Origin of the sequence: Pseudomonas oryzihabitans (assembly GCF_001518815.1) — a bacterium.
Classification (GTDB): Bacteria; Pseudomonadota; Gammaproteobacteria; order Pseudomonadales; family Pseudomonadaceae; genus Chryseomonas; species Chryseomonas oryzihabitans_E.
This window is the reverse complement of the sequence record NZ_CP013987.1, coordinates 3,101,261-3,127,668: the sequence shown is the minus strand read 5'-3', so window position 1 is coordinate 3,127,668 and position 26,408 is coordinate 3,101,261. Positions and strand designations below refer to the sequence as shown.

Genomic DNA, 26,408 nt, shown 5'->3' with positions numbered 1-26,408 from the left:
CTCAGCCCAACCTACGGCTAGGCGCGGCGACCGATCACGAGCTTGCCGGAGCTGATGCAGCTGAACGCCTGCTCGTATAGCTCCCTCCCCCCTTGGGAGAGGGTTGGGGTGAGGGCGCCCTTGGCTTGGACGCCCAGTGGAAAAGGCTACGCCGTTTTCCACGCTACGGGACTGAGCGGTTCCGTAGGTTGGGTTGAGCGCCAGCGAAGCCCAGCATTGATTCCCAGTTAAAGCACTCGCGGCCATGGGCCGCTCCTGCAGAACTGTAGGAGCGGCCCATGGCCGCGATAGGTATCGCTAAAGGGCTTCGTTAACGAAGCCCTTCCACTCAACCCGCCACCAGCACCCGAATGGCTTCCAGGCGCAGCGAAGCCTTGTCCAGGTAGGTCAGGCCTTCTTCGCGCTGCTGGCGCAGCCGGTCGATCTCGTCCTGGCGGACGCTGGAGTTGACCGCGCGCAGGGCCTCCAGGCGGGCGATTTCCTCGTCCATGCCCGAGAGGTACGCCTGGCGCGCCTTGGCGACGCGTTCCTCGTGGCGGGGCAGGGCCTTGCCTTCGCCGCCGCCGATCAGCTTGGCCAGGGAGTCGCGCTGGGCCTGGACGAACTTGTTGGCGCTGGTGCGCGGCACGCTTTCCAATTGATCGTTGAGGGTCTCGAAGGCCACCCGGGCGGCCAGGTCGTTGCCGTTGGCGTCCAGCAGGCAGCGAATCGCCAGCGGTGGCAGGTAGCGACCCAGCTGCAGGGCGCGCGGCGCCACCGCCTCGCTGATGTAGATCAGTTCCAGCAGCACGGTGCCCGGCTTGAGCGCCTTGTTCTTGATCAGCGCCACGGCGGTGTTGCCCATGGAGCCGGACATCACCAGGTCCATGCCGCCCTGGGCCATGGGGTGTTCCCAGGTCAGGAACTGCATGTCCTCGCGGACCAGGGCCACGTTACGGTCGTAGGTGATGGTCACGCCTTCGTCGTCGCCGAGGGGGAAGCCGGCGTCGAGCATCTTCTCGCTGGGCTTGAGGATCAGGGCGTTGTCGGAATGGTCCTCGCTGTCGATGCCAAAGGCATTGAACAGCTCTTCCATGTACATCGGCAGGGCGAACTGGTCGTCCTGTTCGAGGATGTCCTCGACCAGTTGCTCGCCGGCACCGGCGCCAGAGGAGTTGAGTTCCAGCAAGCGGTCACGGCCGTTGTGCAGCTCGGTTTCCAGGGTGGCACGGGCTTCGGCGCCCTGTTCCAGCAGGGTCTGCCAGGCGGCGTCGTCGCCACCGGCCAGTTGCTCGTCCAGCTCGCCGGCGAAGCGCGCCTGCAGGGCGCTGCCGGTGGGCGAGGTGGCCAGGAAGGCGTTGAGCGCCTGGTGGTACCACTGGAACTGCCGCTCCTGGCGGCTGCCTTCGAGGTAGGGCACGTGCAGCTGGATGGTGTGGCGCTGGCCGATCCGGTCCAGACGGCCGATGCGCTGCTCCAGCAGGTCCGGGTGGGCCGGCAGGTCGAACAGCACCAGGTGGTGGGCGAACTGGAAGTTGCGGCCTTCACTGCCGATCTCGGAACAGATCAGCACCTGGGCGCCGAATTCCTCATCGGCGAAGTAGGCGGCGGCGCGGTCGCGTTCGAGGATGCTCATGCCCTCGTGGAACACCGTGGTCGGGATGCCGGACTTCAGCCGCAGGGCATCTTCCAGGTCCAGGGCGGTTTCCATGCGCGCGCAGATGACCAGCACCTTGTGCGGCTTGATCGCCTTGAGGGTGTCGATCAGCCATTCGACGCGGCCGTCGTGGCGCCACCAGCGATCGTTGTCGTCTTCCGGCGCGAATTCGGTTTCCGGTTGCAGTGACTGGCCGGGCATGACGCCTTCGTCCAGATAGGCATCCGGGAAGGGCAGGGCATGGGCATGCAATTCGCGCTCGGGAAAGCCCTTGACCGCGGCGCGGGTGTTGCGGAACAGCACGCGGCCGGTGCCGTGGCGATCCAGCAGTTCGCGGACCAGGCGGGCACGGGCATCGGCATCACCGGCGGCCGCAGCGGCCAGCAGGGTCTCGCCTTCCTGGCCGAGGAAGCCACCGATGGCGTCCTGGGCCGCCGGGCTCAGGGCGCCGGCATCGAGCAGTTCCTGCACGGCTTCGGCGACCGGGCGGTAGTGCTGGGACTCCTGCTGGAAGGCGGCGAAGTCATGGAAGCGGCTGGGATCGAGCAGGCGCAGACGAGCGAAGTGGCTGTCCTGGCCCAGCTGCTCGGGGGTCGCGGTGAGCAGCAGTACTCCGGGGATGACCTCACCCAGTTGTTCGACCAGGCTGTATTCGCGGCTGGCGCCCTCGGGGTGCCAGACCAGGTGGTGGGCCTCGTCGACCACCAGCAGGTCCCAACCGGCGGCGAAGGCGGCATCCTGGGCCTTTTCGTCGCGCACCAGCCAGTCCAGGGAGACCAGGGCGAGCTGGGCATCCTCGAAGGGATTGCCGTCTTCGCTGGCCATGAAGCGCTCGGCGTCGAACAGCGCGACTTCCAGGTTGAAGCGGCGGCGCATCTCCACCAGCCACTGGTGCTGGAGATTTTCCGGGACCAGGATCAGCACCCGGCTGGCGCGACCGCTGAGGAGCTGGCGATGGATCACCAGACCGGCCTCGATGGTCTTGCCCAGGCCCACTTCGTCGGCCAGCAGGACGCGTGGCGCGACCCGGTCGGCCACGCTACGGGCGATGTGCAGCTGGTGCGGGATCGGCTGGGCGCGGACGCCGCCCAGGCCCCAGAGGCTGGACTGCAGCAGGCGGTTGCGGTGCTCGTGGGTGTGATAGCGCAGGCCGAACCAGGGCAGGGGATCGATCTGCCCGGCGAACAGGCGATCGCTGGCCAGGCGGAACTGGATGAAGTTCGACAGCTGGGCCTCGGGCACGCTGCGTGCCTCGCGCTCCGCCGTGAAGCCGTGATAGGTCAGCAGGCCATCCTCTTCGGAGACCTCCCGCACGGTGAGCTTCCAGCCCTCGAAATGCGTCACCTCGTCGCCCGGGGCGAAGCGCACCCGGGTCAGGGGCGCATTGCGCTGGGCATACTGGCGCGTCTCACCGGTGGCTGGATAGAGCACCGTGAGCAGGCGGCCGTCCAGGGCCAGGATGGTTCCCAGGCCCAGTTCGGCCTCGCTGTCACTGATCCAGCGTTGTCCCGGTTGATGTGACGCCATGTAGAAGCTTCTCCCCAGCTATCAAAAAGCCGGCTATTTTAGCGAAAGCGGAGTCATAAGCCCAACCCCAGGGCGGTGCTCTTTGCCGCAGTCCGTCAGGCGCCGCTCCAAATTCGAGGTCCCCGTCATGATTCCCATCGTTCCGCCTGTGGGCGTAACCCCGCCCAACCAGCTGGACCCGGCGCCGTTACGACCGCCGGTCGCCCCCGTGGCGCCGGTGGAATCGGCCGCGCAGACCGGGCAGACCCCCTTGGAAGACGAGGCCACCCTGGATCGCGAAGCCCGCCGCCGGCGCCGTCGGCGCGAAGCCCTGCGCCAGGGGCTCGGCGCCGAACGGGCCCAGGTCCTGGAGGAGCCGGAGCAGGTGGGCGTCCAGGTGGATTTGCGCGTCTAGCCATGGCCGATGTCCTGCACCTGGCCGATGCCGAGCTGGATTTTCATCCGCACTGGCTGCCGGCGGACACCGCCGACGCCTGGCTGCGGCAACTCGACGCCGAGACGCCCTGGAGCCAACCGCAGGTGCGGGTGTTCGGCCGCTGGCATCCGGTGCCGCGACAGGTCGCCTGGTACGCCGATGCAGGGGTCGTCTACGGCTATGCCGGCCTGGATCATGCCGCCTTGCCCTGGACGCCACTGCTGCAGCGGATCCGCGAAGCCGTCGAGGCGGCTTGTGGCCACGGCTTCAATGGCGTGCTGCTCAACCGCTATCGCGACGGCCAGGACTCCATGGGCTGGCACAGCGATGACGAGGCCAGTCTCGGCCCCAATCCGCTGATCGCCTCGCTCAACCTGGGTGCTGCGCGACGTTTCGATTTCCGCCGCAAGGGCAGCAGCCGCATCGGCCATTCCCTGGAACTCGGTCACGGCAGCCTGCTGGTCATGGGCGGCGCGACCCAGCATCATTGGCAGCACCAGATCGCCAAGACCCGCAAAGCCAGCGGGGTACGGCTGAATCTCACCTTTCGCCGGATAGCCACATGAGCGACGACAGCAACCTCATCGACTTCACTACCGAGCGCGGCAAGCGCATCCACGACCTCAAGGAGCGTCGCCTGCAGGAGGTGCGCTCGGCCTTCGAGCAGGCGCTGCCGCTGGCTGCAGCCAAGAAGAAAAAGCGCAAGCCGAAGAAGAAATAGCGTCACTACCGTTCGTCGGGATTGGGCCTTGAAATTTGTTGGGGAATTCCTATCTAGGTTCGTGCGGGATGCCGAAGTCGGGTCCCGCAGGCAATACCGAAACTTGCTGAACCTATCAGGAGATTCACCATGAGCAACGTACTGTCCCTGGCCCCGCTCTTCCGTCATTCCGTTGGCTTCGACCGGTTCAACGACCTGTTCGAATCCGCCTTGCGCAACGACGCTGGCAGTTCCTATCCGCCCTACAACGTCGAGAAGCACGGTGACGACCAGTATCGCATCGTGATCGCCGCCGCCGGTCTCCAGGAAGATGACCTGGAAATCGAAGTCGAGCGTGGCGTTCTCACCGTCAAGGGCGGCCGGCGCGAAAACAGCGCCGAGAGCGTGACATTCCTGCATCAGGGCATCGCCCAACGCGCCTTCAAGCTGTCCTTCCGCCTCGCCGACCATATCGAGGTGCAGGGCGCCGATCTCAAGCATGGCCTGCTGAGCATCGAGCTGGTGCGGGTGATCCCGGAAGAAGCCAAGCCCAAGCGCATCGCCATCTCCGGCCAGCGCCCGGCCCTGGACAACTGATCGTCCAGGCGTCCTGCCCCAAAGCCCCAGCCCTGAGCTGGGGCTTTTTCGTTTCCGGCCGCTGCGCTAACGCCCGTGGCCGAAGAGCTCCATCAGCACCCCACGTAGCCAGCGATTGCCGGCATCCTGGTGATAGCGCGCATGCCAGTGCTGCCTGACCGCGAAGCCCTCGATCGGCACCGGGCACTCATGGACCTTGAGACCATAGGTGGCCGCGAGGGTGGTGCCGATATGCCGGGGCAGGGTGACGATGAGATCGGAGCTACCCACCACCGCGCCGACGCCGAGAAAGCCGGGTAACTCCAGCACGATCCGGCGCTGCACCTCGGCTCTGACCAGGCCGGCTTCCAATAGCTTCTGGCCGGTTCCGGCACTCACCAGTACATGACCCTCCCGGGCATAGGCCGCCGCCGTCAGGCGCGCTCCAAGCCGGGGATGGCTGGCGCTGACCAGGCAGACCCAATCCTGGGGAAAGAGCAGCTGCTGATAGAGACTGCCACCCAGCCAGGGGATGAAGCCGATTGCCAGGTCGGCTTCGCCGATCTCCAGCGCCTGTTCGGTATTGCCATCGATCCGCGCGACCTCCAGGCGTACGCCGGGCGCCACCTCGCGCAGGTGCGCCAGTATCCGTGGCAGCAGGGTGATGTGGCTGGCATCGCTCAGGCAGAGGCGAAACAGCCGCTGGGCGGTGGCGGGCTCGAAGGCGACCTCCCAGGCGACCAGGCGGCGCAGGGATTCGAGGACTTCGCGACAGGGCGTGATCAGGGCTTCGGCCTGGGGCGTGGGCTTCATGCCACCCGGGGTGCGCACGAACAGCGGGTCGCGCAGCTGGCGGCGCAGCTTGCCGAGCCAGAGGCTGATGGTGGGCTGGCTCTGGCCCAGTTGCTCGGCGGCGCGGGTGACGCTGCCGGTGCGATAGAGCACCTCGAACAGCATCAGCAACTTGGGTTCGGGCAGGCCGTCCGTGGGGAGCATTATCAGCTTTCCTGATAGGCGGATTGAGGTCTTTGTATAGCTCAATAGGATCCCCAGGCCTAGGGTAGGGCGCTAATCAGGAGCCTCTGCCATGAAAATCTGCATCCTCGGGGCTGGTGCCCTGGGCAGCACCTTTGGTGCCTGGCTGAGCGAGGCCGGGCATGACACCTGGCTGCTCAACCGGCCCAATGCCCATCTCGACGTGATAGCGCACGACGGCCTGGAAGTCACGACTGCCGACGGCACGCGCCGGCTTCAGGTGCGGACCGCAGTGGATGCCGAAGCGGTCGGCGTGGTCGATCTGGTGGTGGTGCTGGTCAAGTCCTTCGCCACCACCGCGGCCATGAGCCAGGCCCGGGCGCTGGTCGGTCCCCATACCCTGGTGCTGTCGCTGCAGAACGGTCTCGGTCACGAAGAACTGTTGGCGGAGATCGTCGGGCAGGAGCGGGTGATCGCCGGCAAGACCTATGTCGGCGGCGTGCTGCTCGGGCCCGGTCAGATCCGCAGCGGGGTCGTGGGCAAGCGCACGATCATCGGTGAGCTCGATGGTCAGCTCTCGGCGCGCGTCCAGGCCGTTGCCGCGGTCTTCGACAATGCGGGACTGGCCACTACCGTCAGCGGCAACATCCTCGGCACCCTCTGGGACAAGCTGCTGGTCAACGTCGCCACCGGCGCCCTCACCGGCATCACCCAGCTCACCTATGGCCAGCTTTACAGCGAGCCGCTGCTGCGCGACGTGGCGCTACAGGCGGTGGGCGAGGCCATCGCGGTGGCGCGCGCGGCCGGCGTCGAGCTTGGCCTGCGGGAGCCGCAGGCTGCCTGGGAGCTGGCACGCGAAGGGTTGCCGCCGTCGTTCAAGACCTCCCTGCTGCAGAGCTTGCAGAAGGGCTCCATCACCGAAATCGACTTCATCAACGGCGCGGTGGTGCGGCTCGGCCAGCAGTACCGCGTGCCCACACCGGTCAACGCCACCCTGGTCGCCTGCATCAAGGGCATCGAGCGCGCCCTGGCCGACCGACAACGAGAGGACGCGACAGCATGAGCATTCCCAAGGCCTATCTGGAACACGTGGCCATCTGGGTCAAGGACATCCACTGGCACATCCGCTTCTTCCACGAGGTGTTCGGCATGACCCTGCGCGAGGTGCAGGGCACGGTAGAGGAGCCCTGCCAGTACTGGACGCTGGGTGGCATGCAGTTCATGAGCCAGCCGGATTTCGAAGGCCCGGAAGGGCGCCTGGGCCACCTGGGGCTGATGTGCGAGGACCTCGACGCCGCCCTGGCCGCCGCCCGGCGCTTCGAGGGGGTGGAGCAGTTGCCCCAGGGCCCCAACTGGTTGCGCCTGCCCGATGGCCTGGCGCTGGAATTCATCCAGGCCGTGCCGGCCCGCGCCGTGCACGACGCCCTGGCCGTCAACGCCCGTCAAGCCGAGTGACAGCGACCATGACCGTACAAGAAAAATACTTCGAGGATGCCCACGAAGGCGACGAGGCGCTCACGCCGACTTACCAGGTCACCAGGGAGCGCATCCTGGCCTATGCCGACCTCACCGGCGACCACACCCCGGTCCATGTCGACGAGGCCTATGCCAACGCCAGTCACTTCGGCGGCCTGGTCGCCCATGGCCTGATGGGGTTGTCCATCGCCGACGGCCTCAAGACCCAGTGCGACTACCGCTTCCTGCCAGGGATGTCGCTGGGCTGGACCTGGGACTTCCTCCTGCCGATCCGCGTCGGCGACGAATTGCACGTCAGGCTGCGCGTGGGGTCCATGCGCCTGAGCAAGAGCAAGCCGGGCTGGGGCATCGTGGTGCTGCCGTCCGAGCTGATCAACCAGAAGGGCGAGGTCGTCCAGCGCGGCGAGCACCGGCTGATGGTGCCGCGGCGGGAGGGTGCGATATGAGCCAGCCACTGCCGCTGCAGGGCCTGAGGGTCATCGATTACAGCCACTTCCTCGCCGGCCCCTATGTGGGGCGCTGCCTGGCGGCCTTGGGCGCCGAGGTGATCAAGGTGGAGCGGCCCGGCAGCGGCGATGCCGGTCGCCAGCACGCCTTCGTCCTGGATGACCAGCAGAGCGGCTACTTCCTGCAACTCAACATGGGCAAGCAGGGCGTCAGCGTCAACATGAAGGACCCGCGCGGCAAGGCCTTCATGCAGCAGCTCTGCGACAGCGCCGACGTCTTCATCGAGAACTACCGGCCCGGCGCCCTGGACAGGCTCGGCCTGGGCTATGCGGAGTTGTCCGCGCGCAATCCGCGACTGGTGTATTGCTCGATTTCGGCCTATGGCCATACCGGGCCCGACGCGCACCGCGCCGGCTTCGGGCTGATCGCCGAGGCCAAGAGCGGCATCATGCAAATGGTCGGCACGCCGGGCGAGGCGCCGCCGCTGCTGCGCATCTCCCTGGGCGACATGTACACCGGCGCCCACGCGGTGGCCGCCATCAACGCGGCGCTGCTGGGACGGGTCACCAGCGGGCGCGGCCAGCACATCGACATGGCGTTGTACGACACCCTGGTATCGATGCACGAATACGCGGTGCAGTGCTATACCCTGTCCGGCGGCGAGATCCTGCCGCAGCAGACCGGTCATGACATGCCCACCTCGACCCTCTATGGCGTGTTTCGCGCCCAGGACGGCGACCTGGTCATCGCCGCCCAGGTGGACGAATCCTGGAAGCGCTTCGCCGCCCTGGTGGAGCAGGACGCGGGCCAGCCGGGTTTTGGCAGTGACGTTCGCTTCCACACCTCTACCGGCCGCAACGCCCATCGCGAAGCCATCCTACCCGTCGTCAAGGCCTGGGTGGCAGCCAATCCGGTGGCGCGGCTGTTGGCGCTGCTCGATGAGATCGACGTGCCCTGTGCCAAGGTGCAGCGCATCGACGAGGTGATCGAGGATCCTCAGATCAAGGCGCGCGGCATGATCCAGGAGCAACAGCACCCACGCTTCGGCACCTTGCGTATGCCCAATCTGCCATTCCGCTTTTCCGGGTGCGACACCACCATCCAGCAAGTGGCGCCGGATCTCGGCGAGCACAATGCCGTGGTGGCCCAGAGCCTGGGCTACAGCGCGGAAGAGATTGCCCGGCTGCAGGCCGATGGCGTGCTCTTCAGCCAGGAGCCCTGCGCATGACCGACCACTACGCGGTGATTGGCCGCCCGATCAACCACACCAAGTCGCCGCTGATCCATGGGCTATTCGCGGCGGCTGCCGATCAAGACTTGGAATATGGCGCCATCGAGGGCTCGCCGGAGGACTTCGCCGGCGACGTGCAGCGCTTTCGCGCCCAGGGCGGGCAGGGCCTGAATGTGACCGCGCCGTTCAAGCTGCAGGCCTTCCAGTTGGCCACCGAGTCCAGCGAAAGGGCACGTCTAGCCCGGGCGGCCAACGCCCTGAAGTTCGAGGGCGAGCGGGTGCTGGCGGAGAACTTCGACGGCATCGGCCTGCTGCGCGACCTCGAGGTCAATCTCGGCCAACCCCTGGCCGGCAAGCGGGTGCTGTTGCTGGGTGCCGGTGGTGCGGTGCGCGGCGCCCTGTTGCCCTTGCTCGCGGCGAAGCCGACGGAGCTGGTGCTGGTCAATCGCGACGGGCAAAAGGCGACGGCGCTCGCCCAGGAGATCGACCATCAGCTGCTCAGCCTAAAGAGCTACGCGGCGTTGGAAGGGGAGACATTCGATCTGGTGATCAATGCCACCTCGGCCAGTCTGGTCGGCGAATTGCCGCCGGTGCCGGCAGGCGTCTTCGCCCAGGCCGCGCTGGCCTACGAACTGGCCTATGGCAAGGGTCTGACCCCCTTCCTGCGTCTGGCTCGGGAGCAGGGCGTGCCTCAGTTGGCGGACGGCGTGGGCATGCTGGTGGAGCAGGCTGCCGAAGCCTTCGCCTGGTGGCGCGGCGTGCGCCCCGAGACCCGGGCGGTCATCGACCAGCTGACCATTCCGCTGCAGTGAGCAAACCCATGAAGATCCTGATGTTGCACGGTATCAACCACAATATGTTTGGCAAGCGCGACCCGGTGCAGTACGGCACCGTGACCCTGGCCGAGATCGACGCCAGGCTAACGGCCCTGGGTGCTGAACTGGGCGTCGAGGTGGAAAGCTTCCAGAGCAACCACGAAGGGGCGATGGTGGAGCGCATCCATCGTGGCTATGAGGAGGGCGTCGACGCGGTACTGATCAACGCTGGCGCCTGGACCCACTACAGCTACGGCATCCGCGACGCCTTGGCGATCCTCACCGTGCCGGTGGTGGAGCTGCACATGTCCAACATCCATGCCCGTGAAGGCTTCCGCCATCATTCGGTGTTCGCCGAGATCGTGCTGGGGCAGATCGCCGGCTTCGGCGTGGACAGCTATTTGCTAGCGCTACGCGCGGCAGTGAGCGCGGCCCAGGCGCGAAGGGCCTGAGCCGCCGCCCCTCACCCCGACCCTCTCCCAAATGGAGAGGGGGTGCTCCCACAGATCCCGTGTAGAGTGGAAAACCGCGCAGCGTTTTCCACGCGCAAAGGTGTTGGCCGAGGTCATGTTGGGCTTCGCTGCGCTCAACCCAACCTACGGTAGGGTTTCGTAGGTTGGGTTGAGGCGGCTCCATCGCCGAAGCCCAACGGCCGGGTAAGAAGTCGTGCGTAGGCCATCGCGGCCATGGGCCGCTCCTACACTGTAGGAGCGGCCCATGGCCGCGATAGATCAGGGTAGGGAAGCACACGCTTACCTCGGCATGAGAGCTAGATTGCTATCCTCTGCCGGCACCTGCCCACAGCAGGGTTCCTATGCCGCCCTCTACGGCGAACCCCGCCTTGGCATAGAGCCGTTGGGCGTGATGTTCGCTTTCCGCCACGATCACGAAGGCGTCCACGCGATGTCGTTGGTGCCGAAGCACCGTGCCGAGCAAGGCCTGGCAGAGTCCGCGCCGACGCCAGTCCACCCGCGTGGTAACCGCTTGGAAACGGCCCAGTCGGCCCAGGCGATAGAGGCCAAGATAGGCCAGCAGCCGCTCCTCGCCATCGAATACACCCCACCAGTCGCCCAGGCCGCTGTCGCTCAGTGATCGATAGCGTCGCGCCTGATAATCCAGATAGCGCCGGTGCGCTTCAGGATCCTCCGCGCCCGGAGTCACCTCTGCCTGGAGCTCACGCCACTGTTGCCAGTCGGTGGGGTGTTGGAAGGTTCTGACGTGAAGTCCTTCAGGCAGGACCGGGGCGGGCTGCAGGGCATCGGCGGCCAGACGCATCCAGACTAGGCGCTGATAATCGTAGCCGCAAGGCAGGTCCGCCGGTGGCGCCTTGCCCTGCGGCTCTGGCCAGACGAAAGCACGATGCCCCAGGGGCTGTGGGCTGTCGAGCAGCTGCTCGAAGGCCGCGGACCAGGCCAACACCTGCTGGGCGGTCGGGCGCTGATCCAGCAGCAGGTAGTTGCCGAAGTAGTAGTCGGGGCAGTCCGGTGTGCGGATCGCCATCTCATGCTCACCGTAGGTCAGGCGGGTATCGGGCGCCAATTGCAGCTGGGTGAGAAGGCCTGCGTTGGCGCGAATGGAGGCGGGGAGTCGCAACGGATTCACGGGCATTCGTCGTCCTCTCGTGGCGACAGTGCCTTACCCGAATGCGGCCCCAATTCTCGCTTGGGACACTCCCGCCACTGCTTGTCCCCAAGACCTGCGGTGTATTCCGGATGCAGCGGATAGTGCAGCCGATTGTCCGCCCGGCTGGTATCGCCCACCACCAGCAGCTCCACCGGCTCCGTGGTCTCGTTGATGAAGGTGTGGGTGACGCCATCGCCGGCCTTGAAGCCTACGCCATCGCCCGGATCGAGTCGGTGGGCGTGGCCGTCGATCCAGGCCGTGGGGTGGCCCGCGATCACATAGATGAATTCGTCCTCGGTGGCCTCGGCATGGGGCCTTGAGGTACGCCGGCCAGGTGGCAGCCATTCATGGTGGATGCCCAGGCGGGCGAAGCCGAAGTGGCGGCCGAAGGCAGCGCCCAGGGAAAAGCGCTCGTCACTGTCGGGATAGCCGGGGCCATCCGGGGCCTGGAGCTGGGACCAGTGGACGATCTTGTCGAAATCTTTCCGGGATTGCATGGGGTGCTGCGCCTCGCGGGAAAATAGCTCAAGCTTAGTCGTTTAGGCCGGCGCTGCCGCCTCAGGTCTCTTTCGGTGCAGGAACGCGATGCCCAGACTGTCCAGACAATTCCTCGCACTGCTGACCCTGGTGCTGCTCGGTGGCTGTTCACCCGACGATACGCCGATCAACAGCCCCTACCGCGCAGGAGCCGAAGGCCAGAATACCCTCTATACCGCCTTTACCACCCGTTCGCCGAAGTACCTGGATCCGGCCAGTTCCTATTCCGGCGACGAGACCAACTTCACCTACAACATCTATGAGCCGCTCTATGGCTATCACTATCTCAAGCGGCCCTATGAGCTGATCGCCCGCGGCGCGGAGCGAGTGGTCGCACCCTATTACCTGGACGCCCAGGGCCGGCGCCTGCCGGACGATGCGCCGCCGGCGCAGATCGCCGAGAGCGTCTACGACATTCCCATCCGCCGTGATGCCCGCTATGCGCCGCATCCGGCCTTTGCCCGCGATGTCCAGGGCAATTACCGTTACTTCCCGATCAAGCCGGACGATCTGGCCGATCGCTACCAGATCCCCGACTTCCCCGAGCCCGGCAGCCGCGCCCTGACCGCCGCCGACTATGCCTACGGCCTGCGCCGCCTGGCCAGTCCGCGGCTGGTCTCGCCCAGCTACGCCATCTTCGCCGAGCACCTGGTGGGCATGCAGGCGTTTGGCGATGGCCTGCGCGCCGCCGACAAGACCCTGCGCGCCGGCTTGCCCAAGGGCGCGCCGCTGCCCTGGCTGGACCTGCGCCAGGGCGAGTTGCCCGGGATAGAGGTGCTGGATGACCACACCCTGAGGTTGCGGGTGATCGGCAAATACCCCCAGTTCAGCTACTGGCTGGCCACGACCTTCGCCGCGCCGGTGCCCTGGGAGGCGGATCGCTTCTACAGCCAGCCGGGTATGGCCGAGCACAACCTCAGCTTCAACAGCTGGCCGGTGGGTACCGGGCCCTATCGCCTGGCCGAATCCATTCCCAATCGCCGCCATGTGCTGGAGCGCAATCCCAACTACCGCGCCGATCCCTATCCCTGCGAAGGTGAGCCTGTTGATCGCGAGGAGGGTCGGCTGGACGACTGCGGCAAGCCCATGCCGCTGATCGACCGCGCGGTGTTCAGCCTGGAAAAGGAAGGGGTGCCGCTGATGGGCAAGTTCATCCAGGGCTACTACGACACCCCGCAGGTCGAGCGCGGCGAGTATGGCGTGGCGCTGCGCACCAAGGCGGGCGACTCGGCCGACTCCGCCGAACTCTATCGCGAGCGCGGCCTCAAGTTACCCACCGCGGTGGAGGCCTCCAACTGGTACCTGGGCTTCAACTGGCTGGATCCGGTGGTAGGGCAGGGCGCGACCCCCGAGCAGCAGGTGCGTAATCGCAAGCTGCGCCAGGCGCTGTCCATCGCCTTCGACTGGGAGAGCTACATCACCGTCTTCCTCAACGGCAACGGCCTGGTCGCCAATGGCCCGCTGCCGCCCGGTGTGCTGGGCTATGAGGCGTCGCCGGCCGGTGCCAACCCGGTGGTCTACCGGTTGGTGGACGGCAAGCCCGAACGGCGGCCCATCGAAGACGCGCGGCAGCTGCTGGCCGAGGCCGGCTATCCCGATGGCCGCGATGCCAAGAGCGGGCGGCCGCTGATCCTGCAGTACGACGCCCAGAGCAGTGGCGACAGCGCCATGTTCGACTGGATGCGCCAGCAGACCGCCAAGCTGGGTATCCAGCTGGAACTGCGCGGCTCGGACTACAACCGATTCCAGGACAAGATGCGCAAGGGCGCGGCGCAGATCTTCTTCTGGGGCTGGAACGCCGACTATCCCGATGCCGAGAACTTCCTGTTCCTTTTCTACGGCCCCCAGGGCAAGGCCAAGCATGGTGGCGAGAATGCCGGCAACTACAGCAACCCCGAGTACGACCGGCTGTTCGAGCAGATGAAGAGTCTCGACGACGGTCCCGAAAAGGTGGCGCTGATCCGGCGCATGGTCGCCATCGTGCAACAGGATGCGCCTTGGCTGTTCGGCTGGAATCCCCTGTCGGCGGGTGCCTATCAGCAGTGGGTGTACAACGCCAAGCCGACCCAGATGGTGCGCGACCAACTGCGCTACCTGCGCCTGGATCCGGCCCTGCGTGAGCGCAAGGTCCAGGAGTGGAACCAACCGGTGCTCTGGCCACTGTGGCTGCTGCTGGGGCTCGCGCTGCTGCTGGTGTGGCCGGCCTGGCGCATCCTCCGGCGCCGTGAACGCCAGACTGCCTTTGGCGATTCGGCAGGGGAGAAGCGGCCATGATCGGCTATCTGCTGCGGCGCCTGGCCTATGGCGTGCTCATCCTCATCGGGGTGAACCTGCTCACCTTCGTGCTGTTCTTTGCCGTCAACACCCCGGACGACATGGCGCGCCTGGCGATTGGCGGCAAGTACGTCACCGCCGACGCCATCGAGGACTGGAAGGCGGAGCACGGCTACGACAAGCCGCTGCTTATTAATACCACCCGTGAAGGGGTGGGGCGCTTCACCGATACGCTCTTCTTCGAGCGCTCGGTGAAGCTGCTGGCCTTCGATTTCGGCACCTCCGACAGCGGTCGCAGTATCGCCCGGGAGATCGGCGAGCGCGCCGGGCCCAGCCTGGCGCTGGCGCTGCCGACTTTCGTGCTCGGCCTGGTCGCCAGCGTGGGCTTCGCCCTGCTGCTGGTGTTCTTTCGCGCCACCCGCCTGGACTTCTGGGGCGTGGTGCTCTGTGTGGTGCTGCTGTCGATCTCCTCGCTGTTCTACATCATCGCCGGTCAGTGGCTGTTCGCGAAGATCCTGCGGCTGGTGCCCTATTCGGGCTACGAGGAAGGCTGGAATCTGCTGCGCTTCCTGCTGCTGCCGGTGGTGGTGGCGGTGATCTCCGGCCTCGGCAGCCAGGCGCGTTTCTACCGTGCGCTGTTTCTCGAAGAGATCGGCAAGGACTATGTGCGCACCGCCCGCGCCAAGGGCCTGGCCGAGCGCCAGGTACTGCTGCGCCACGTGCTGCGCAATGCGGCGCTGCCGATTCTCACCGGCGTGGTCTCGGCCATCCCGCTGCTGATCATGGGCAGCCTGATCGCCGAGTCCTTCTTTGGCATCCCGGGCCTGGGCAGCTACACCATCGACGCCATCAACGGCCAGGACTTCGCCGTGGTCCGCACCATGGTGTTCCTGGGTTCGGTGCTCTACATCGTCGGGCTGATCCTGGCGGACCTGTCCTACACCCTCGCTGATCCGCGCGTTCGCTTCAGGTAGCCGCCATGCCGAAATTCGTCTTGCTCTGGACCGATATCGCCCTCTACCTGCTGGTGGCCGGTAGCCTGTTTTACGCCTGGCGTGCCCGTCGTCAGCCGGCCCTGCGCGCCAGTTGGCGACGGGTGCTGCAGGACGCGCCAGCGATGAGCGCGGCCGTGGTGCTGGCCAGCTTCGTCGCCATCGCCCTGCTGGATTCCGTGCACTACCGTCCGCAACTGCCGGCCGCGCCTGGCGCGACGGCGCCTATCTATTCACCCACGGTGCTCTCGGCCCTCGACGGCCTGCTGGCCGGGACCAGTCTCACCCAGCGCGAGAAAACCTACTCCGCACCGCTGGCCACCCACCAGTTCTCCAAGGAGACCCTGGGCACCACCGCCGATGGCCAGCCGCTACGCGACTTTCCACGTCTCAAGCATGCCGGTACGACCTTGGCCGATCCTGCTAGAGAGTGGCGCGGCGATGTGTTCCAGCGGTTGCTGGTGGGGCTTCTCGGCGGTCTGGCAGTGGCCTTGGTGGCCGCTGTGCTGGCGGCGGCGCGGTTGCGCGAGGCGGGTGGCCTGGGTGCGCGCTGCCTGCTGATCCTTCGCGGTCATACCACCACCCCCTGGCGCGCCATCCTGCTAACCTGGCTGGGCGTCTGCCTGGTGGCCGGCAGCGTGACCGCCCTGGCCAGCGGCTATCACGTGCTGGGGACCGACAGCACCGGCAACGATGTCCTCTACCAGTCGCTCAAGAGCATCCGCACCGCCTTCGTGATCGGCAGTCTGACCACCCTGGCCATGCTGCCGCCGGCCATCGGTTTCGGCCTGGCCGCCGGCTATTTCAAGGGCCGGGTGGACGACATCATCACCTATCTCTACACCACCCTGACCTCCATCCCCGGGGTGCTGCTGGTGGCGGCCTGCGTGCTGATGATGCAGGTGTTCATCGACCGTCACCCGGAGCTGTTCGACACCGGCGCGGCGCGCGCCGACCTGCGGTTGTTCATGCTCTGCCTGATCCTCGGCCTCACCGGCTGGGCCGGGCTGTGCCGTCTGCTGCGCGCCGAGGCGCTCAAGCTGCGCGAGCTGGAATACGTCCAGGCGGCGCGCGCCTTTGGCGTCTCCCACTTCACCATCCTGCGCCGGCACCTGCTGCCCAATGTCTTCTACCTGGTGCTCATCACCCTGACCCTGGAGTTCTCCAGCCTGGTGCTCTACGAGGCGGTGCTGTCGTACCTGGGTATCGGGGTCGATCCGACCATGAATTCCTTCGGCTCCATGATCAATGACGCCCGCACCGAGATGTCCCGCAGCCCCATGATCTGGTGGAATCTGCTGAGCGCCTTCGCCTTCATGCTGACGCTGGTGCTGGCTGCCAATCTCTTCGCCGATGCCGTGCGCGACGCCTTCGATCCGCGCAGTCGCCGATTGAGGTCCGCCTGGCTCAGAAGAAGGCCTGGCCAGGGTGAGGTGCAGCCATGAATCCAGTGCTGGAAATTCGTGACCTGGAGATCCTGATCGAAGGCGAGGAGGGCACGCGCCAGGCGGTCAAGCAGCTGGGGCTGGCCATCGCCCGTGGCCAGACCTTTGCCCTGGTGGGCGAGTCCGGCAGCGGCAAGAGCGTCACGGCGCTCTCCCTGCTGCGGTTGCTGCCCCCCTCGCTGGGTATCACCTGCGGCGCGGCGCTGCTGGCCGGTACCGACCTGCATCGCCTCCCGGAGCGCCGCCTGCGCGAATTGCGCGGCGGGCGCATCGGCACCATCTTCCAGGAACCCGCCACCAGCCTGAATCCGGTGATGCGCATCGGCGAGCAGATCGAGGAAACCCTGCGCGCCCATACCCCGCTGCGCGGCGCTGCCGCGAGAGCCCGGGTGGTGGACTGGCTGCGCCGGGTCGGCATTCCCGAGCCGGAGCGGCGGATCGACGACTATCCCTTCCAATTCTCCGGTGGCCAGAAGCAGCGCATCATGATCGCCCTGGCGCTGGCGGCCGAGCCCGACCTGCTGATCGCCGACGAGCCCACCACGGCGCTGGACGTCACCGTCCAGGCGCAGATCCTGACCCTGCTGGCCGATATCCAGCGTGAGCTGGGCATGGCCATCCTGCTCATCACCCATGACCTGGCGGTGGTGCGCCAGGTGGCCCATCACGTGGCCCTGATGCGCCACGGCGAGATCGTCGAAAGCGCCCCGGCGGAGGACTTCTTCCAGGCGCCCCGGCATCCCTATGCTCGCGAGCTGTTCGCCGCCATCCCCACCTTCGCCAAACGCGGTCAGACCCTGGCGGGCACACCTCGGGCCTTGCCCGCGCGCCACCCAGGTGAGCGACTGCTGGAGGTGCAGGACCTGGCCGTGCACTATCAAATCCGCCGCGGTGCCTGGGGCCGCACCCGCGACTGGGTCAAGGCGGTGGACGGCGTGACCTTCGACCTGCACGCCGGCGAGACCCTGGCATTGCTGGGCGAATCCGGCTGCGGCAAGACCACTACCGGCAAGGCCCTGCTGCGGCTGCTCGACGGCCCACGCATCCGAGGTAGCGCGCGCTTGGGCGGCGAAGACCTGCTCACCGCCGACAGACGTACCCTGCAACGGCTGCGCCGGCAGATCCAGATCGTCTTCCAGGATCCCTTCGCCTCTCTGGATCCACGCATGCGCATCGGCGCCACCCTGGAGCAGGGGCTGCTGGCCCTGCGGCCGGAGCTGGACGCTGCCGAGCGCCAGGGCCGCGCCGCGGCCCTGGTGAAGCGGGTCGGCCTGCCCGGCGATACCCTGCAGCGTTTCCCCCACGAGTTTTCCGGCGGCCAGCGCCAGCGCATCGCCATCGCCCGGGCGCTGATCGTCGAACCTCAGGTACTGGTCTGCGACGAACCCACCTCGGCGCTGGACGTCTCGGTGCAGGCGCAGATCCTCGATCTCTTGCGCGAACTGCAGGCGGAGATGGGCCTGGCCTATCTCTTCATCACCCACAACTTCGGCGTGGTCGAGTACCTGGCCGATCGCATCGCGGTCATGGACGGCGGCCGTATCGTCGAACAGGGCAGCGCCGAGCAGGTGCTGCGCGCGCCCGCTCACGCCATGACCCAACGCCTGCTGGCCGCGGTGCCACGGCTGGATTTCGGACCCACGCCATGAACTTTCCGCCCCGTATCGCCCTGGCCGACTTCGAGCTGGTGTGGCCGCAACCGCGCCTGGCAGAGGCCTTCGCCGAGGCGCTTAACTGGAGCTATGCCGAGCATCGCCGCTTCCTCGGCTGGGCCCGGGAGCACACCACGGTCGCCCAGGCGCGCGACAGCCTGCTCGCGGCCCGCGGCGCCTTCACCCTGGCCCAGGGCGAGAAGCGCTACTTCCTGGTGCGCGGTGACGAGATGCTCGGCTGCCTGGGACTCACGCCGCTGGAGGGCGGCCGCCGCTACGAGATCGGCTACTGGACGCACAGCCGTCACGCGGGGCAGGGCCATATGACCGCGGCGCTGCGCCACTTCGTCGAAGGGCGCGGCGCCGCGGGGCTCTATCTCACCACCTCGGCGGCCAATGCCGCCAGCCAGCGGCTGGCCGAGCGGGTCGGCTTTCGCCGCATCCGGGTGCTGGAGAACGATCGTGAGGGACCCGAGGGCGGACGCTGCGCCACCTGGGTCTACGAATTGCCGCCGGAGACGAAGCGATGACCGCTCTGACCATTCCGCTGCAGTATCCACCCCGCTTCACCGTGACCGAGGCGGTGGAACTGATCGACCTGACCCTGGCCGATCCCGCCGCGGTGGCCGACTACTATCGGCGCAATCGCCAGCATCTGGCGCAGTCGATGCCGCGGCGCTCCGACGCCTTCTACACCCAGGCCCAATGGCAAGGGCAGGTAGCGGCCTATCGGGCGGGCGGACCGGGCGTGAGCGAAGTGCGCCTGGTGCTGCGAGCGGGGCCATTGGTCATCGGCACGGTGAATTTCAGCCAGATCTTTCGCGGCGGCTTCCAGGCTTGCTTCCTGGGCTATGGCCTGGACGAGGCCTGGCAGGGGCGCGGCCTGATGTGCAATGCCGTACGGTTGGGCCGCGATTTCGTCATCGGCGAGTTGGGCCTCAATCGCATCATGGCCAACCATCTGCCGGACAACCTGCGCAGCGCTCATCTGCTCCAGAGCCTGGGCTTCGAACGCGAGGGCCTAGCCCGCCGTTATCTGCAAATCGACGGCGTCTGGCGGGACCATGTGCTGACCAGCTACGTTCGTCCCGCCCCTTGAAGGACGAAACCCGGCGAGGTTGATCCGCCGGGTCCTGGCTCAGACGCGTGCCGCCGTGACCGCAGCCGAGCCCCACGTGGTGCGCCAGCGGCGCTTGACGCTCAGCAGGCCGAACCAGGCGAGTACGCCCAGGCCCGCGAACAGCCAGAGGCCGAGCTGGTAGTCACCGGTGGCCTGCTTGATCGTGCCCAGGCCCGCGGTGAGGGCGAAGCCGCCGATGCCGCCCGCCATGCCGATCAGTCCGGTCATGACGCCGATCTCCTTGCGAAAGCGCTGGGGCACCAGCTGGAACACCGCGCCGTTGCCGGCGCCCAGGCTGAGCATGGCGACCACGAACAGCGCCAGGGCGGCCATGGCGCTGGGCAGGTGGAAGCCCACGGCGGCGATGCAGATGGCCGCCACGGTGTACATGCCCAGCAAGGCACGGATGCCACCGATGCGGTCGGCCAGGGCGCCGCCCAGGGGCCGCATCAGGCTGCCAGCGAAGACGCAGGCGGCGGTGTAGTAGCCGGCGATCACCGGTTCCAGGGCGTACTGGTCATGGAAGTAGCCGGGCAGGGTGCTGGCCAGACCCAGGAAGCCACCAAAGGTCACGCTGTAGAAGAACATGAACCACCAGCTGTCCTGGTCGCCCAGGGCACGGGCGTAGTCCGCCAGCTTCTTCGGGGCCGGGCGTTCCGGTGCGTTGCGCGCACAGAGCACGAAGACCACCAGGGTCAGGATCAACGGGATCAGCGCGAAGCCGAACACGTTGGTCCAGCCAAAGGCCTTGGCCAGCGCCGGGGCGAAGAGAGCGGCTAACACGGTGCCGGAATTGCCGGCGCCGGCGATGCCCAGGGCCTTGCCCTGGTGCTGCGGCGGATACCACTGGGAGGCCAGCGGCAGGGCCACGGCGAAGGAGGCCCCGGCGAAGCCGAGGAACAGGCCCAGCACCAGGGTTTGCTCATAGCTGTGCACGCCGTGCTGCCAGGCCACCAGCAGCGCCAGGATCACCACCACCTGGCCGATGATGCCGGCGGTCTTCGGCGACAGTCGATCAGCGACGAAGCCCAGGATCAGGCGCAGGACCGCCCCGGCGAGGATGGGCGTCGCCACCATCAGGCTGCGCTGCTGGGTGGTCAATTGCAGGTCGGTGGCGATCTGCACGGCCATGGGGCCGAGCACGTACCAGACCATGAAGCTGAGGTCGAAGTACAGGAAGGCGGCGAACAGGGTCGGCGCATGGCCGGCTTTCCAGAAACTGGGACTCATGGAGGCACCTCGGGCACGTCACGGGCATGAAAAAGGCGCCAGTCACCCTGACCCGTTGCCGGGAGGTGAACTGACGCCTTTGTCGATTGGGGTGACCGCCGTTGGCCACCGCTGCCCAGGTCTTTGCAAGAGCGACGCCAAGTCGTGCGAGCCCGGTAGTCACGGGCCTTGGCGGGATTCGGAATGGGTATCGGGGCAAGCCACCGCCCAAGGATTGGGCGTAGCTACAAAAAGTCGCCCTCTATTGGCGCCCTGTGGGAGCGGCCGCGATAGGCTAAAAGAAAAGGCCGTGGCGATCACTCGCCACGGCCTTTTCTATCGGGATAACCCTATTACTTGGCGTACTTGGTCTGCAGCGCCTTGGCTTCCTGCAGGTGGTGTTCCAGCTTCGGCAGAGTCTTCTCGGCGAAAGCCTTCAGCGCGGCGTCATCGCTGTTCTTGGCTTCGGTGCGGAAGATCTCGATGGTCTGCTCGTGGGCTACGACCTGGTTGTTGGCGTAGGAGCGATCGAAGGAATCGTCACGCACCTGCAGGATCATGGCCTTGGCCTTGTCCATCAGCTCTGCGTCTGTGGAGACTTTCAGCTTCTTCTCCTGGGCCAGGCTCTTGAGCTGCTCGTTGGCCTTGGTGTGGTCGTCGATCATGCTCTGGGCGAAGGTCTTGATGTCCTGGGACTTGCTCTTTTCCAGGGCCAGCTTGCCTGCTTCGATCTCAGCGATGCCCTTGGCCGAGGCGTCGTCGACGAATTCGGCCGGAGACAGCTTGTCAGCGGCCTGGGCCAGACCGGCACCGGCAGCCAGCAGGATGGCGAGGGACAGGCTGGAGGCTTTCTTCAGCATGGGCGTCATGGACGTGCTCCTGATTTCTTAGGCAGTTAGGAAAGGGCGTCACCGCGTGGCAGTGAATGCGCCTGCAAAATGGGACCTGCCTAAAAAGTCATACGTTCCCTGCGAAAGCGTCGCCAAACCCTATCAATTGCGGCTGACGCTTGAGCGAAACGCTTCATAGGCGTCGAAATCGAAGCGCGTCGCCGAGACGATCTGGCTCTGTTTCAGCGTCAGGTAGATGTCCTTGCCCTTGTCCGCATAATGGGTGGTGAAGGTCACCCAGAGTTTGTCCTTGTCGCGGTAGCCACTCATGATCGGCTTGATGCAGACGTCCTGGTCGGCCCCTTCCGTTTCGCTCGGCTCGCCCAGGGTGGTAATGCGACCGACATACACCTTGCGCTCTTCCAGGGTCAGCATCAGCGTCTCCCGGTTGATCGAGGCGGTCATCAGCAGATCGTCCAGCGGACTGTCCTTGAGGATGCCGGCCAGGATAAAGGTGCGGTAGTTGTCCTCGGTCAGGCCGTACTTGCGCTTGATGGTCGAGCGAGCCAGTGCTGCCCAGGCCGTGGGGATCAGCAAGGCGGTCACCGTCACCAGCAGGATCCAGGCGGCCTGCAGCGGATCGTCCAGGGTACCAGTGCGGCGCAACAACTCGGCGAGACCCGCGAAATAGTCGAGGGAAAAGGTCCGCTCACCCCATGACCAGCTGCGCCCCTGCAGCAATTGGGCGATGCCCAGGTGCAGGCTCACGGCGAGCAGGGTGCAGAACAGACCGAAGCGGGCGCTCTGCAGATAGAGGTACTGGCCCTCGTAGCGATGCAGGCGATAGAAGTACAGCGGATGCTTGTGGCAGACGAGAAAACCGCTGACCAGGATCGGCAGGAGCAGCAGCAGGAACATCAGCGGTTGATGAGCCGCCGGGCGCGGTCCAGGTCTTCCTTGAATTCGGGGGAGTCGAAGACCTCCGCCGGGTCGATGCGCAGGGTGCCGCGGCCGACCACGCGCATGGACTTGTAGGAGTTGTTGATGCTCGCGGCCAGCTTGAGGTCGTCCGCGGAGGGCGATTTGAGCAGGTTGAACAGGCCTTTCAGCATGACGATATCCCGAGGGTGCACTAGGCGCTTATAGCTTGGAACACCAGAACCGGCAAGGATTCGCCGCGCCGCCGGTCGACGGCGCGGCGATGACTCAGGCCGGTTCGACCCCCGTTTTACGCGAGGCAACCTTGGGCAGCAGGCCATCGGCGCGGAACATCTGCTTGATACCGCGCACCGCCTGGCGGATGCGGTCCTGGTTCTCGATCAGCGCGAAGCGCACGTGGTCGTCGCCATAGTCCCCGAAGCCCAGACCTGGCGAGACGCAGACCTTGGCCTCGGCGAGCAGCTTCTTGGCGAATTCCAGCGAGCCCAGCTGGGCGTAGGGCTCGGGAATCTTGGCCCAGACGTACATGGAGGCCTTGGGGATCTCCACCATCCAGCCGGCTTCGTGCAGGCCACGCACCAGCACGTCACGACGCTGCTGGTACTGCTGGGCGATGTCGCGCACGCACTGCTGGTCGCCTTCCAGGGCGGCGATGGCCGCCACCTGCAGTGGGGTGAAGGTGCCATAGTCGTGGTAGCTCTTGATCCGCGCCAGGGCGGCGACCAGCTCGGGATTGCCGACCATGAAGCCGATCCGCCAGCCGGCCATGTTGTAGCTCTTGGACAGGGTGAAGAATTCCACCGCGATGTCCTTGGCCCCGGGCACCTGCATGATGGAGGGCGCCTGCCAGCCGTCGAAGACGATGTCGGCATAGGCCAGGTCGTGCACCACCAGCACGTTGTAGCGCTTGGCCAATTCCACCACGCGCTCGAAGAAGTCCAGCTCCACGCATTGGGCGGTGGGGTTGGAAGGGAAACCGAGGATCATCATCTTCGGCTTGGGAATGCTCTCGCGGATGGCTCTTTCCAGTTCGGCGAAGAAGTCCATGCCCTGCACCAGGGGCACCGAGCGCACCTGTGCCCCGGCGATCACCGCGCCATAGATGTGGATCGGGTAGCTGGGGTTGGGCACCAGTACGGTGTCGCCGGCATCCAGGGTCGCCAGCATCAGGTGCGCCAGGCCTTCCTTGGAGCCAATGGTGACGATGGCTTCGCTGTCGGCGTCGATTTCCACCTGATAGCGGTCGCGATACCAGTGGGAGATGGCGCGACGCAGGCGGGGAATGCCCTTGGAGCTGGAATAGCCGTGAGTGTCTTCGCGCTGGGCGACTTGGCAGAGCTTCTCGACGATGTGCGGCGGGGTAGGGCCGTCGGGATTGCCCATGGACAGATCGATGATGTCCTCACCCCGACGGCGCGCGGCCATCTTGAGTTCGGCGGTGATGTTGAAGACGTAGGGGGGCAGGCGATCGATGCGCGCAAAGCGGCGCACGGGACTGGAATCAGTCATGCGTTCCTCGAAGTACGTAAGCGCCCGGAACCGTCCGAGCGACGTGGGTCACAGGAGGTGACCTGCAGCGGACAGTAGCCGCAGGCCGCTGCGCTTGTCGAGGAAAAAATCAGCGGGGTGCTGTCGGGTGGCGAAGCGCCCCGGAACGGCTCAGAGCGCGTGGCTCGTCTGCAGCGCCGCCACTTCCAGCCGCGCCTGCTGGCGTGCCTTGTCCTGATGCTGCTGGATCATGCCAGGGATGAGGAAGGCGTCGATCAGGCACCAGATACCCAGGATGATCCAGGGGATGAAGAAGGTGACCCAGCCGAGCAGCGAGAGCACCAGCATGATGGCGGCGGTGCCGGTGCGGCCGAGGTAAAAGCGATGACCGCCGAGCATGCCGAGAAAAAACCAGATCAGGTAGGCGGCGCCGGTGGATTTGCGCGCATTGGCGACCTTTTGTTCGACCAGCATTTCAGCTTGCAGCGAGCTCATGACAGAAGTCCTTTTCGAGCGTGGATATCCAGGGGGCGCGGATATTGCCACACAAATCGGTGCCAGACTATTTCCAGAGTTCTGCCCCTGGCGCCGGTTCAGCCCAGCAATTCGCTCATGGCGATGATCTGGTCGGCCACCTGGATCAGCTTCTGTTGCTTGCTCATGGCCTGGCGGCGCATCAGGGTGTAGGCCTCGTCCTCGCTGCAACCACGCATCTTCATCAGCAGGCCCTTGGCCTGGTCGACCTTCTTGCGCTCCAGCAACTGCTGCTCGCGGGCCTGGAGTTCGGCGCGCAGCGCCTGGTCGGTCTCGAAGCGGGCGCGGGCGACGTCGATGATGGCCTGCAGGCGACTGGTCTGGATGCCCTCCACGATATAGGCGCTTACGCCGGACTGGATGGCCCGGCGCATCACCGCCGGGTCGTGTTCGTCGGTGAACATGACGATGGGGCGCGGCTGGTCGCGGGTCACCAGACAGACCTGTTCCATGACGTCGCGACCGGGTGACTGGGTGTCGAACAGGATGACGTCCGGCCGTAGCGTCTCGATGCGCGCCGGCAGGTCGATGGTCAGGCCGGATTCCTCGATGACCTCGAAACCGGCTTCGATCAGCGCGCTCTTCAGGCGGCCGACCTGCTTGGGGGTGTCGTCGATGAGCAGAATGCGCAAGGTCGTTCTCCCTAGTGATCGCTGAGCGCGTGGATGGCGAAGCTGCGGGCGTAACCGGCTGGATCACTGCCGTCCCAGGTGCGACCGTCGAACAGGGTGCTGCTGCGCCGGGGCGGCGGTACCGCCAGACCGAGCTCGGTGGCAGCCTCGCGGTACAGCTCGGTGCATTGCACGGCCTCGGCGATGGCCAAGTAGTCCGGGTCCTCGCGCAGCAGGCCCCAGCGGCGGAACTGGGTAAGGAACCAGAGGCCGTCGGAGAGATAGGGCGGGTTGACCGCGCCCTGGCGATGGAAGGCCAGGGGATGTTCGTCCTCCCAGCGGTGGTCGAGGCCATCTTCGTAGTGGCCGAGGAAGCGTCCGGCCAGCAGCGCCGGATCGGCGTTCACGTAGGCGGCATCGCTGATCAGCTGGGCGGTGCCGAGGCGGTTCTCACGACTTTCCTCGATGAAGCGGCTGGCATCGAGCAGGGTGCGGATTAACGCCCGGGCCGTATTGGGATAGCGCTCGGCGAAGCGGCCGGTGCAGGCCAGCACCTTTTCCGGATGGTCCGGCCAGATCGCCTGGGTGGTGGTCAGGGTGAAACCCTGGCCGCGGGCGACGGCGGCGGCGCCCCAGGGTTCGCCGACGCAGAAGCCATCGACCCGGCCGGCGGCCAGGTGCTCGGGCATCTGCGGTGGTGGTACCAGCGCGGTGCGCACGTCCCGTAGCGGATGAATGCCCTGGGCGGCCAGCCAGTAGTAGAGCCAGAAAATGTGGGTGCCGGTGGGAAAGGTGTGCGCCAGGGTCAGGGGGCTGGTGCCCGGCTGGCGGATCCGCTCGACCAGCGAGGCCGTGTCCTGAACCCCTTCCCGGGTCAGGCTGCGCGCCAGGTTGAGGCTCTGGCCATTCTGCGCGAGACCCATAAGCACCGCCATGTCGGTGGCGGGAGTGCCGCCCAGCCCCAGGTGCATGCCATAGACCAGGCCATAGAGGCAGTGGGCGGCGTCGAGGTGGCCGTTGAGCAGGTTGTCGCGCAGGGCCGACCAGGATGGCTGGCGGTGCAGGTTCAGGGTCAGGCCGTGTGGCTCGCCAAAGCCCTGGGTCGCCGCCACGATTAGCGAGGCGGCGTCGCTCAGGGGCAGGAAGCCCAGATTGAGCTCGGGCTTTTCCGGGGCATCCGAACCCGCGACCCAGAGATGCGCGGCGTGAGGAGGAAACTGGGCAGGCATGGTGTCTCCGGCGGCTGACGGACGCCAGGGCGCCTCTCTGTGCACCGCTATGGACGTCTCGACTAGGGCCTGCACCATTGTGGTGACAGGCACGGCACCATCACCGGGCGCTTCCATTGCCAGGCAC

Annotated in this window: 28 protein-coding genes; 16 read left to right on the top strand and 12 right to left on the bottom strand. The window is 66.3% G+C overall.

The window, feature by feature from the left end; all coding sequences use genetic code 11:
* Positions 1 to 328: 328 nt before the first annotated feature.
* Positions 329 to 3,163, bottom strand: a complete 2,835-nt coding sequence (gene rapA / locus APT59_RS14245; protein WP_059315462.1) for an RNA polymerase-associated protein RapA — start codon at positions 3,161 to 3,163, stop codon at positions 329 to 331.
* Positions 3,164 to 3,290: 127 nt separating this feature from the next.
* On the opposite strand from rapA, the gene APT59_RS14240 reads away from it, so the two are divergent.
* The 4 genes from APT59_RS14240 to APT59_RS14230 all read left to right on the top strand — a co-directional run bounded on the left by APT59_RS14240 (position 3,291) and on the right by APT59_RS14230 (position 4,875).
* Positions 3,291 to 3,557 (top strand): hypothetical protein, encoded by a 267-nt coding sequence (locus APT59_RS14240; RefSeq protein ID WP_059315461.1) that lies wholly within the window; start codon positions 3,291 to 3,293, stop codon positions 3,555 to 3,557.
* 2 nt (positions 3,558 to 3,559) lie between these two features.
* Positions 3,560 to 4,144 (top strand): alpha-ketoglutarate-dependent dioxygenase AlkB family protein, encoded by a 585-nt coding sequence (locus APT59_RS14235; RefSeq protein ID WP_059315460.1) that lies wholly within the window; start codon positions 3,560 to 3,562, stop codon positions 4,142 to 4,144.
* Positions 4,141 to 4,299 (top strand): hypothetical protein, encoded by a 159-nt coding sequence (locus APT59_RS22575; RefSeq protein WP_017642154.1) that lies wholly within the window; start codon positions 4,141 to 4,143, stop codon positions 4,297 to 4,299. Before APT59_RS14235 ends, APT59_RS22575 begins: the two co-directional genes overlap by 4 nt.
* A gap of 129 nt (positions 4,300 to 4,428) precedes the next feature.
* Complete coding sequence (locus APT59_RS14230; protein ID WP_059315459.1) at positions 4,429 to 4,875, top strand: Hsp20 family protein; 447 nt, start codon at positions 4,429 to 4,431, stop codon at positions 4,873 to 4,875.
* Positions 4,876 to 4,941: 66 nt separating this feature from the next.
* Here APT59_RS14230 and APT59_RS14225 read toward each other — a convergent pair whose 3' ends face one another.
* Positions 4,942 to 5,850, bottom strand: coding sequence for a LysR family transcriptional regulator (locus APT59_RS14225; protein WP_059315458.1), 909 nt, complete (start codon positions 5,848 to 5,850; stop codon positions 4,942 to 4,944).
* Positions 5,851 to 5,941: 91 nt separating this feature from the next.
* Between APT59_RS14225 and APT59_RS14220 the strand changes: the two genes are divergently transcribed.
* The 6 genes from APT59_RS14220 to aroQ are packed head-to-tail and all read left to right on the top strand — an operon-like array spanning position 5,942 to position 10,250.
* Positions 5,942 to 6,892 carry a ketopantoate reductase family protein gene (locus APT59_RS14220; RefSeq protein WP_059315457.1) on the top strand — a complete coding sequence of 317 codons (951 nt, stop codon included), beginning with the start codon at positions 5,942 to 5,944 and terminating at the stop codon, positions 6,890 to 6,892.
* Entirely contained in the window at positions 6,889 to 7,284 is a 396-nt protein-coding gene (locus APT59_RS14215; protein WP_059315456.1) for a VOC family protein, read from the top strand. The genes APT59_RS14220 and APT59_RS14215 overlap by 4 nt, the downstream gene beginning before the upstream one ends.
* A gap of 8 nt (positions 7,285 to 7,292) precedes the next feature.
* The gene (locus tag APT59_RS14210; RefSeq protein ID WP_059315455.1) at positions 7,293 to 7,751 is read left to right on the top strand and encodes a MaoC family dehydratase; all 459 of its coding nucleotides are present in this window, start codon (positions 7,293 to 7,295) and stop codon (positions 7,749 to 7,751) included.
* The gene (locus APT59_RS14205) at positions 7,748 to 8,980 is read left to right on the top strand and encodes a CaiB/BaiF CoA transferase family protein (RefSeq protein ID WP_059315454.1); all 1,233 of its coding nucleotides are present in this window, start codon (positions 7,748 to 7,750) and stop codon (positions 8,978 to 8,980) included. Before APT59_RS14210 ends, APT59_RS14205 begins: the two co-directional genes overlap by 4 nt.
* Positions 8,977 to 9,795: a shikimate dehydrogenase gene (gene aroE / locus APT59_RS14200; protein WP_059315453.1), complete on the top strand. Its 819-nt coding sequence runs from the start codon at positions 8,977 to 8,979 to the stop codon at positions 9,793 to 9,795. The genes APT59_RS14205 and aroE overlap by 4 nt, the downstream gene beginning before the upstream one ends.
* Before the next feature lie 8 nt (positions 9,796 to 9,803).
* Positions 9,804 to 10,250, top strand: coding sequence for a type II 3-dehydroquinate dehydratase (gene aroQ, locus APT59_RS14195; RefSeq protein ID WP_059315452.1), 447 nt, complete (start codon positions 9,804 to 9,806; stop codon positions 10,248 to 10,250).
* A gap of 325 nt (positions 10,251 to 10,575) precedes the next feature.
* On the opposite strand, the gene APT59_RS14190 is transcribed toward aroQ, so the two are convergent.
* Positions 10,576 to 11,406, bottom strand: a complete 831-nt coding sequence (locus APT59_RS14190; RefSeq protein ID WP_059315451.1) for a GNAT family N-acetyltransferase — start codon at positions 11,404 to 11,406, stop codon at positions 10,576 to 10,578.
* Positions 11,397 to 11,918: a cupin domain-containing protein gene (locus tag APT59_RS14185; protein WP_059315450.1), complete on the bottom strand. Its 522-nt coding sequence runs from the start codon at positions 11,916 to 11,918 to the stop codon at positions 11,397 to 11,399. Before APT59_RS14185 ends, APT59_RS14190 begins: the two co-directional genes overlap by 10 nt.
* A gap of 88 nt (positions 11,919 to 12,006) precedes the next feature.
* Between APT59_RS14185 and APT59_RS14180 the strand changes: the two genes are divergently transcribed.
* From APT59_RS14180 to APT59_RS14155, 6 genes are read left to right on the top strand one after another with little or no spacing between them, the layout of a single operon-like run.
* Positions 12,007 to 14,232 carry an ABC transporter substrate-binding protein gene (locus APT59_RS14180; RefSeq protein ID WP_059315449.1) on the top strand — a complete coding sequence of 742 codons (2,226 nt, stop codon included), beginning with the start codon at positions 12,007 to 12,009 and terminating at the stop codon, positions 14,230 to 14,232.
* Positions 14,229 to 15,206 carry an ABC transporter permease gene (locus APT59_RS14175; protein WP_059315448.1) on the top strand — a complete coding sequence of 326 codons (978 nt, stop codon included), beginning with the start codon at positions 14,229 to 14,231 and terminating at the stop codon, positions 15,204 to 15,206. The genes APT59_RS14180 and APT59_RS14175 overlap by 4 nt, the downstream gene beginning before the upstream one ends.
* A gap of 5 nt (positions 15,207 to 15,211) precedes the next feature.
* The gene (locus APT59_RS14170) at positions 15,212 to 16,669 is read left to right on the top strand and encodes an ABC transporter permease (RefSeq protein WP_059315447.1); all 1,458 of its coding nucleotides are present in this window, start codon (positions 15,212 to 15,214) and stop codon (positions 16,667 to 16,669) included.
* Complete coding sequence (locus tag APT59_RS14165) at positions 16,666 to 18,318, top strand: ABC transporter ATP-binding protein (protein ID WP_059315446.1); 1,653 nt, start codon at positions 16,666 to 16,668, stop codon at positions 18,316 to 18,318. The genes APT59_RS14170 and APT59_RS14165 overlap by 4 nt, the downstream gene beginning before the upstream one ends.
* Positions 18,315 to 18,851, top strand: a complete 537-nt coding sequence (locus tag APT59_RS14160) for a GNAT family N-acetyltransferase (protein ID WP_059315445.1) — start codon at positions 18,315 to 18,317, stop codon at positions 18,849 to 18,851. The genes APT59_RS14165 and APT59_RS14160 overlap by 4 nt, the downstream gene beginning before the upstream one ends.
* Positions 18,848 to 19,420 (top strand): GNAT family N-acetyltransferase, encoded by a 573-nt coding sequence (locus tag APT59_RS14155; protein ID WP_082696361.1) that lies wholly within the window; start codon positions 18,848 to 18,850, stop codon positions 19,418 to 19,420. Before APT59_RS14160 ends, APT59_RS14155 begins: the two co-directional genes overlap by 4 nt.
* Before the next feature lie 39 nt (positions 19,421 to 19,459).
* Here the strand turns inward: APT59_RS14155 and APT59_RS14150 are convergent, their stop codons facing one another.
* From APT59_RS14150 to APT59_RS14115, 8 genes are all read right to left on the bottom strand, one after another.
* Complete coding sequence (locus APT59_RS14150; RefSeq protein ID WP_059315444.1) at positions 19,460 to 20,671, bottom strand: nitrate/nitrite transporter; 1,212 nt, start codon at positions 20,669 to 20,671, stop codon at positions 19,460 to 19,462.
* A 332-nt stretch (positions 20,672 to 21,003) separates the two neighbouring features.
* Positions 21,004 to 21,519, bottom strand: a complete 516-nt coding sequence (locus APT59_RS14145; protein ID WP_059315443.1) for a DUF4142 domain-containing protein — start codon at positions 21,517 to 21,519, stop codon at positions 21,004 to 21,006.
* Between the two features lie 123 nt (positions 21,520 to 21,642).
* Positions 21,643 to 22,398 carry a hypothetical protein gene (locus tag APT59_RS14140; protein WP_059315442.1) on the bottom strand — a complete coding sequence of 252 codons (756 nt, stop codon included), beginning with the start codon at positions 22,396 to 22,398 and terminating at the stop codon, positions 21,643 to 21,645.
* Positions 22,398 to 22,592, bottom strand: coding sequence for a hypothetical protein (locus APT59_RS14135; RefSeq protein ID WP_017642174.1), 195 nt, complete (start codon positions 22,590 to 22,592; stop codon positions 22,398 to 22,400). Before APT59_RS14135 ends, APT59_RS14140 begins: the two co-directional genes overlap by 1 nt.
* Before the next feature lie 94 nt (positions 22,593 to 22,686).
* Entirely contained in the window at positions 22,687 to 23,928 is a 1,242-nt protein-coding gene (alaC, locus tag APT59_RS14130; protein WP_059315441.1) for an alanine transaminase, read from the bottom strand.
* A 150-nt stretch (positions 23,929 to 24,078) separates the two neighbouring features.
* Positions 24,079 to 24,402, bottom strand: a complete 324-nt coding sequence (locus APT59_RS14125) for a TM2 domain-containing protein (RefSeq protein WP_237140520.1) — start codon at positions 24,400 to 24,402, stop codon at positions 24,079 to 24,081.
* 98 nt (positions 24,403 to 24,500) lie between these two features.
* Positions 24,501 to 25,073: an ANTAR domain-containing response regulator gene (locus tag APT59_RS14120; RefSeq protein ID WP_059315440.1), complete on the bottom strand. Its 573-nt coding sequence runs from the start codon at positions 25,071 to 25,073 to the stop codon at positions 24,501 to 24,503.
* Between the two features lie 11 nt (positions 25,074 to 25,084).
* A complete protein-coding gene (locus tag APT59_RS14115; protein ID WP_082696360.1) occupies positions 25,085 to 26,281 on the bottom strand; it encodes a CmpA/NrtA family ABC transporter substrate-binding protein in 1,197 nt (398 codons plus the stop codon).
* Positions 26,282 to 26,408: the final 127 nt, after the last annotated feature.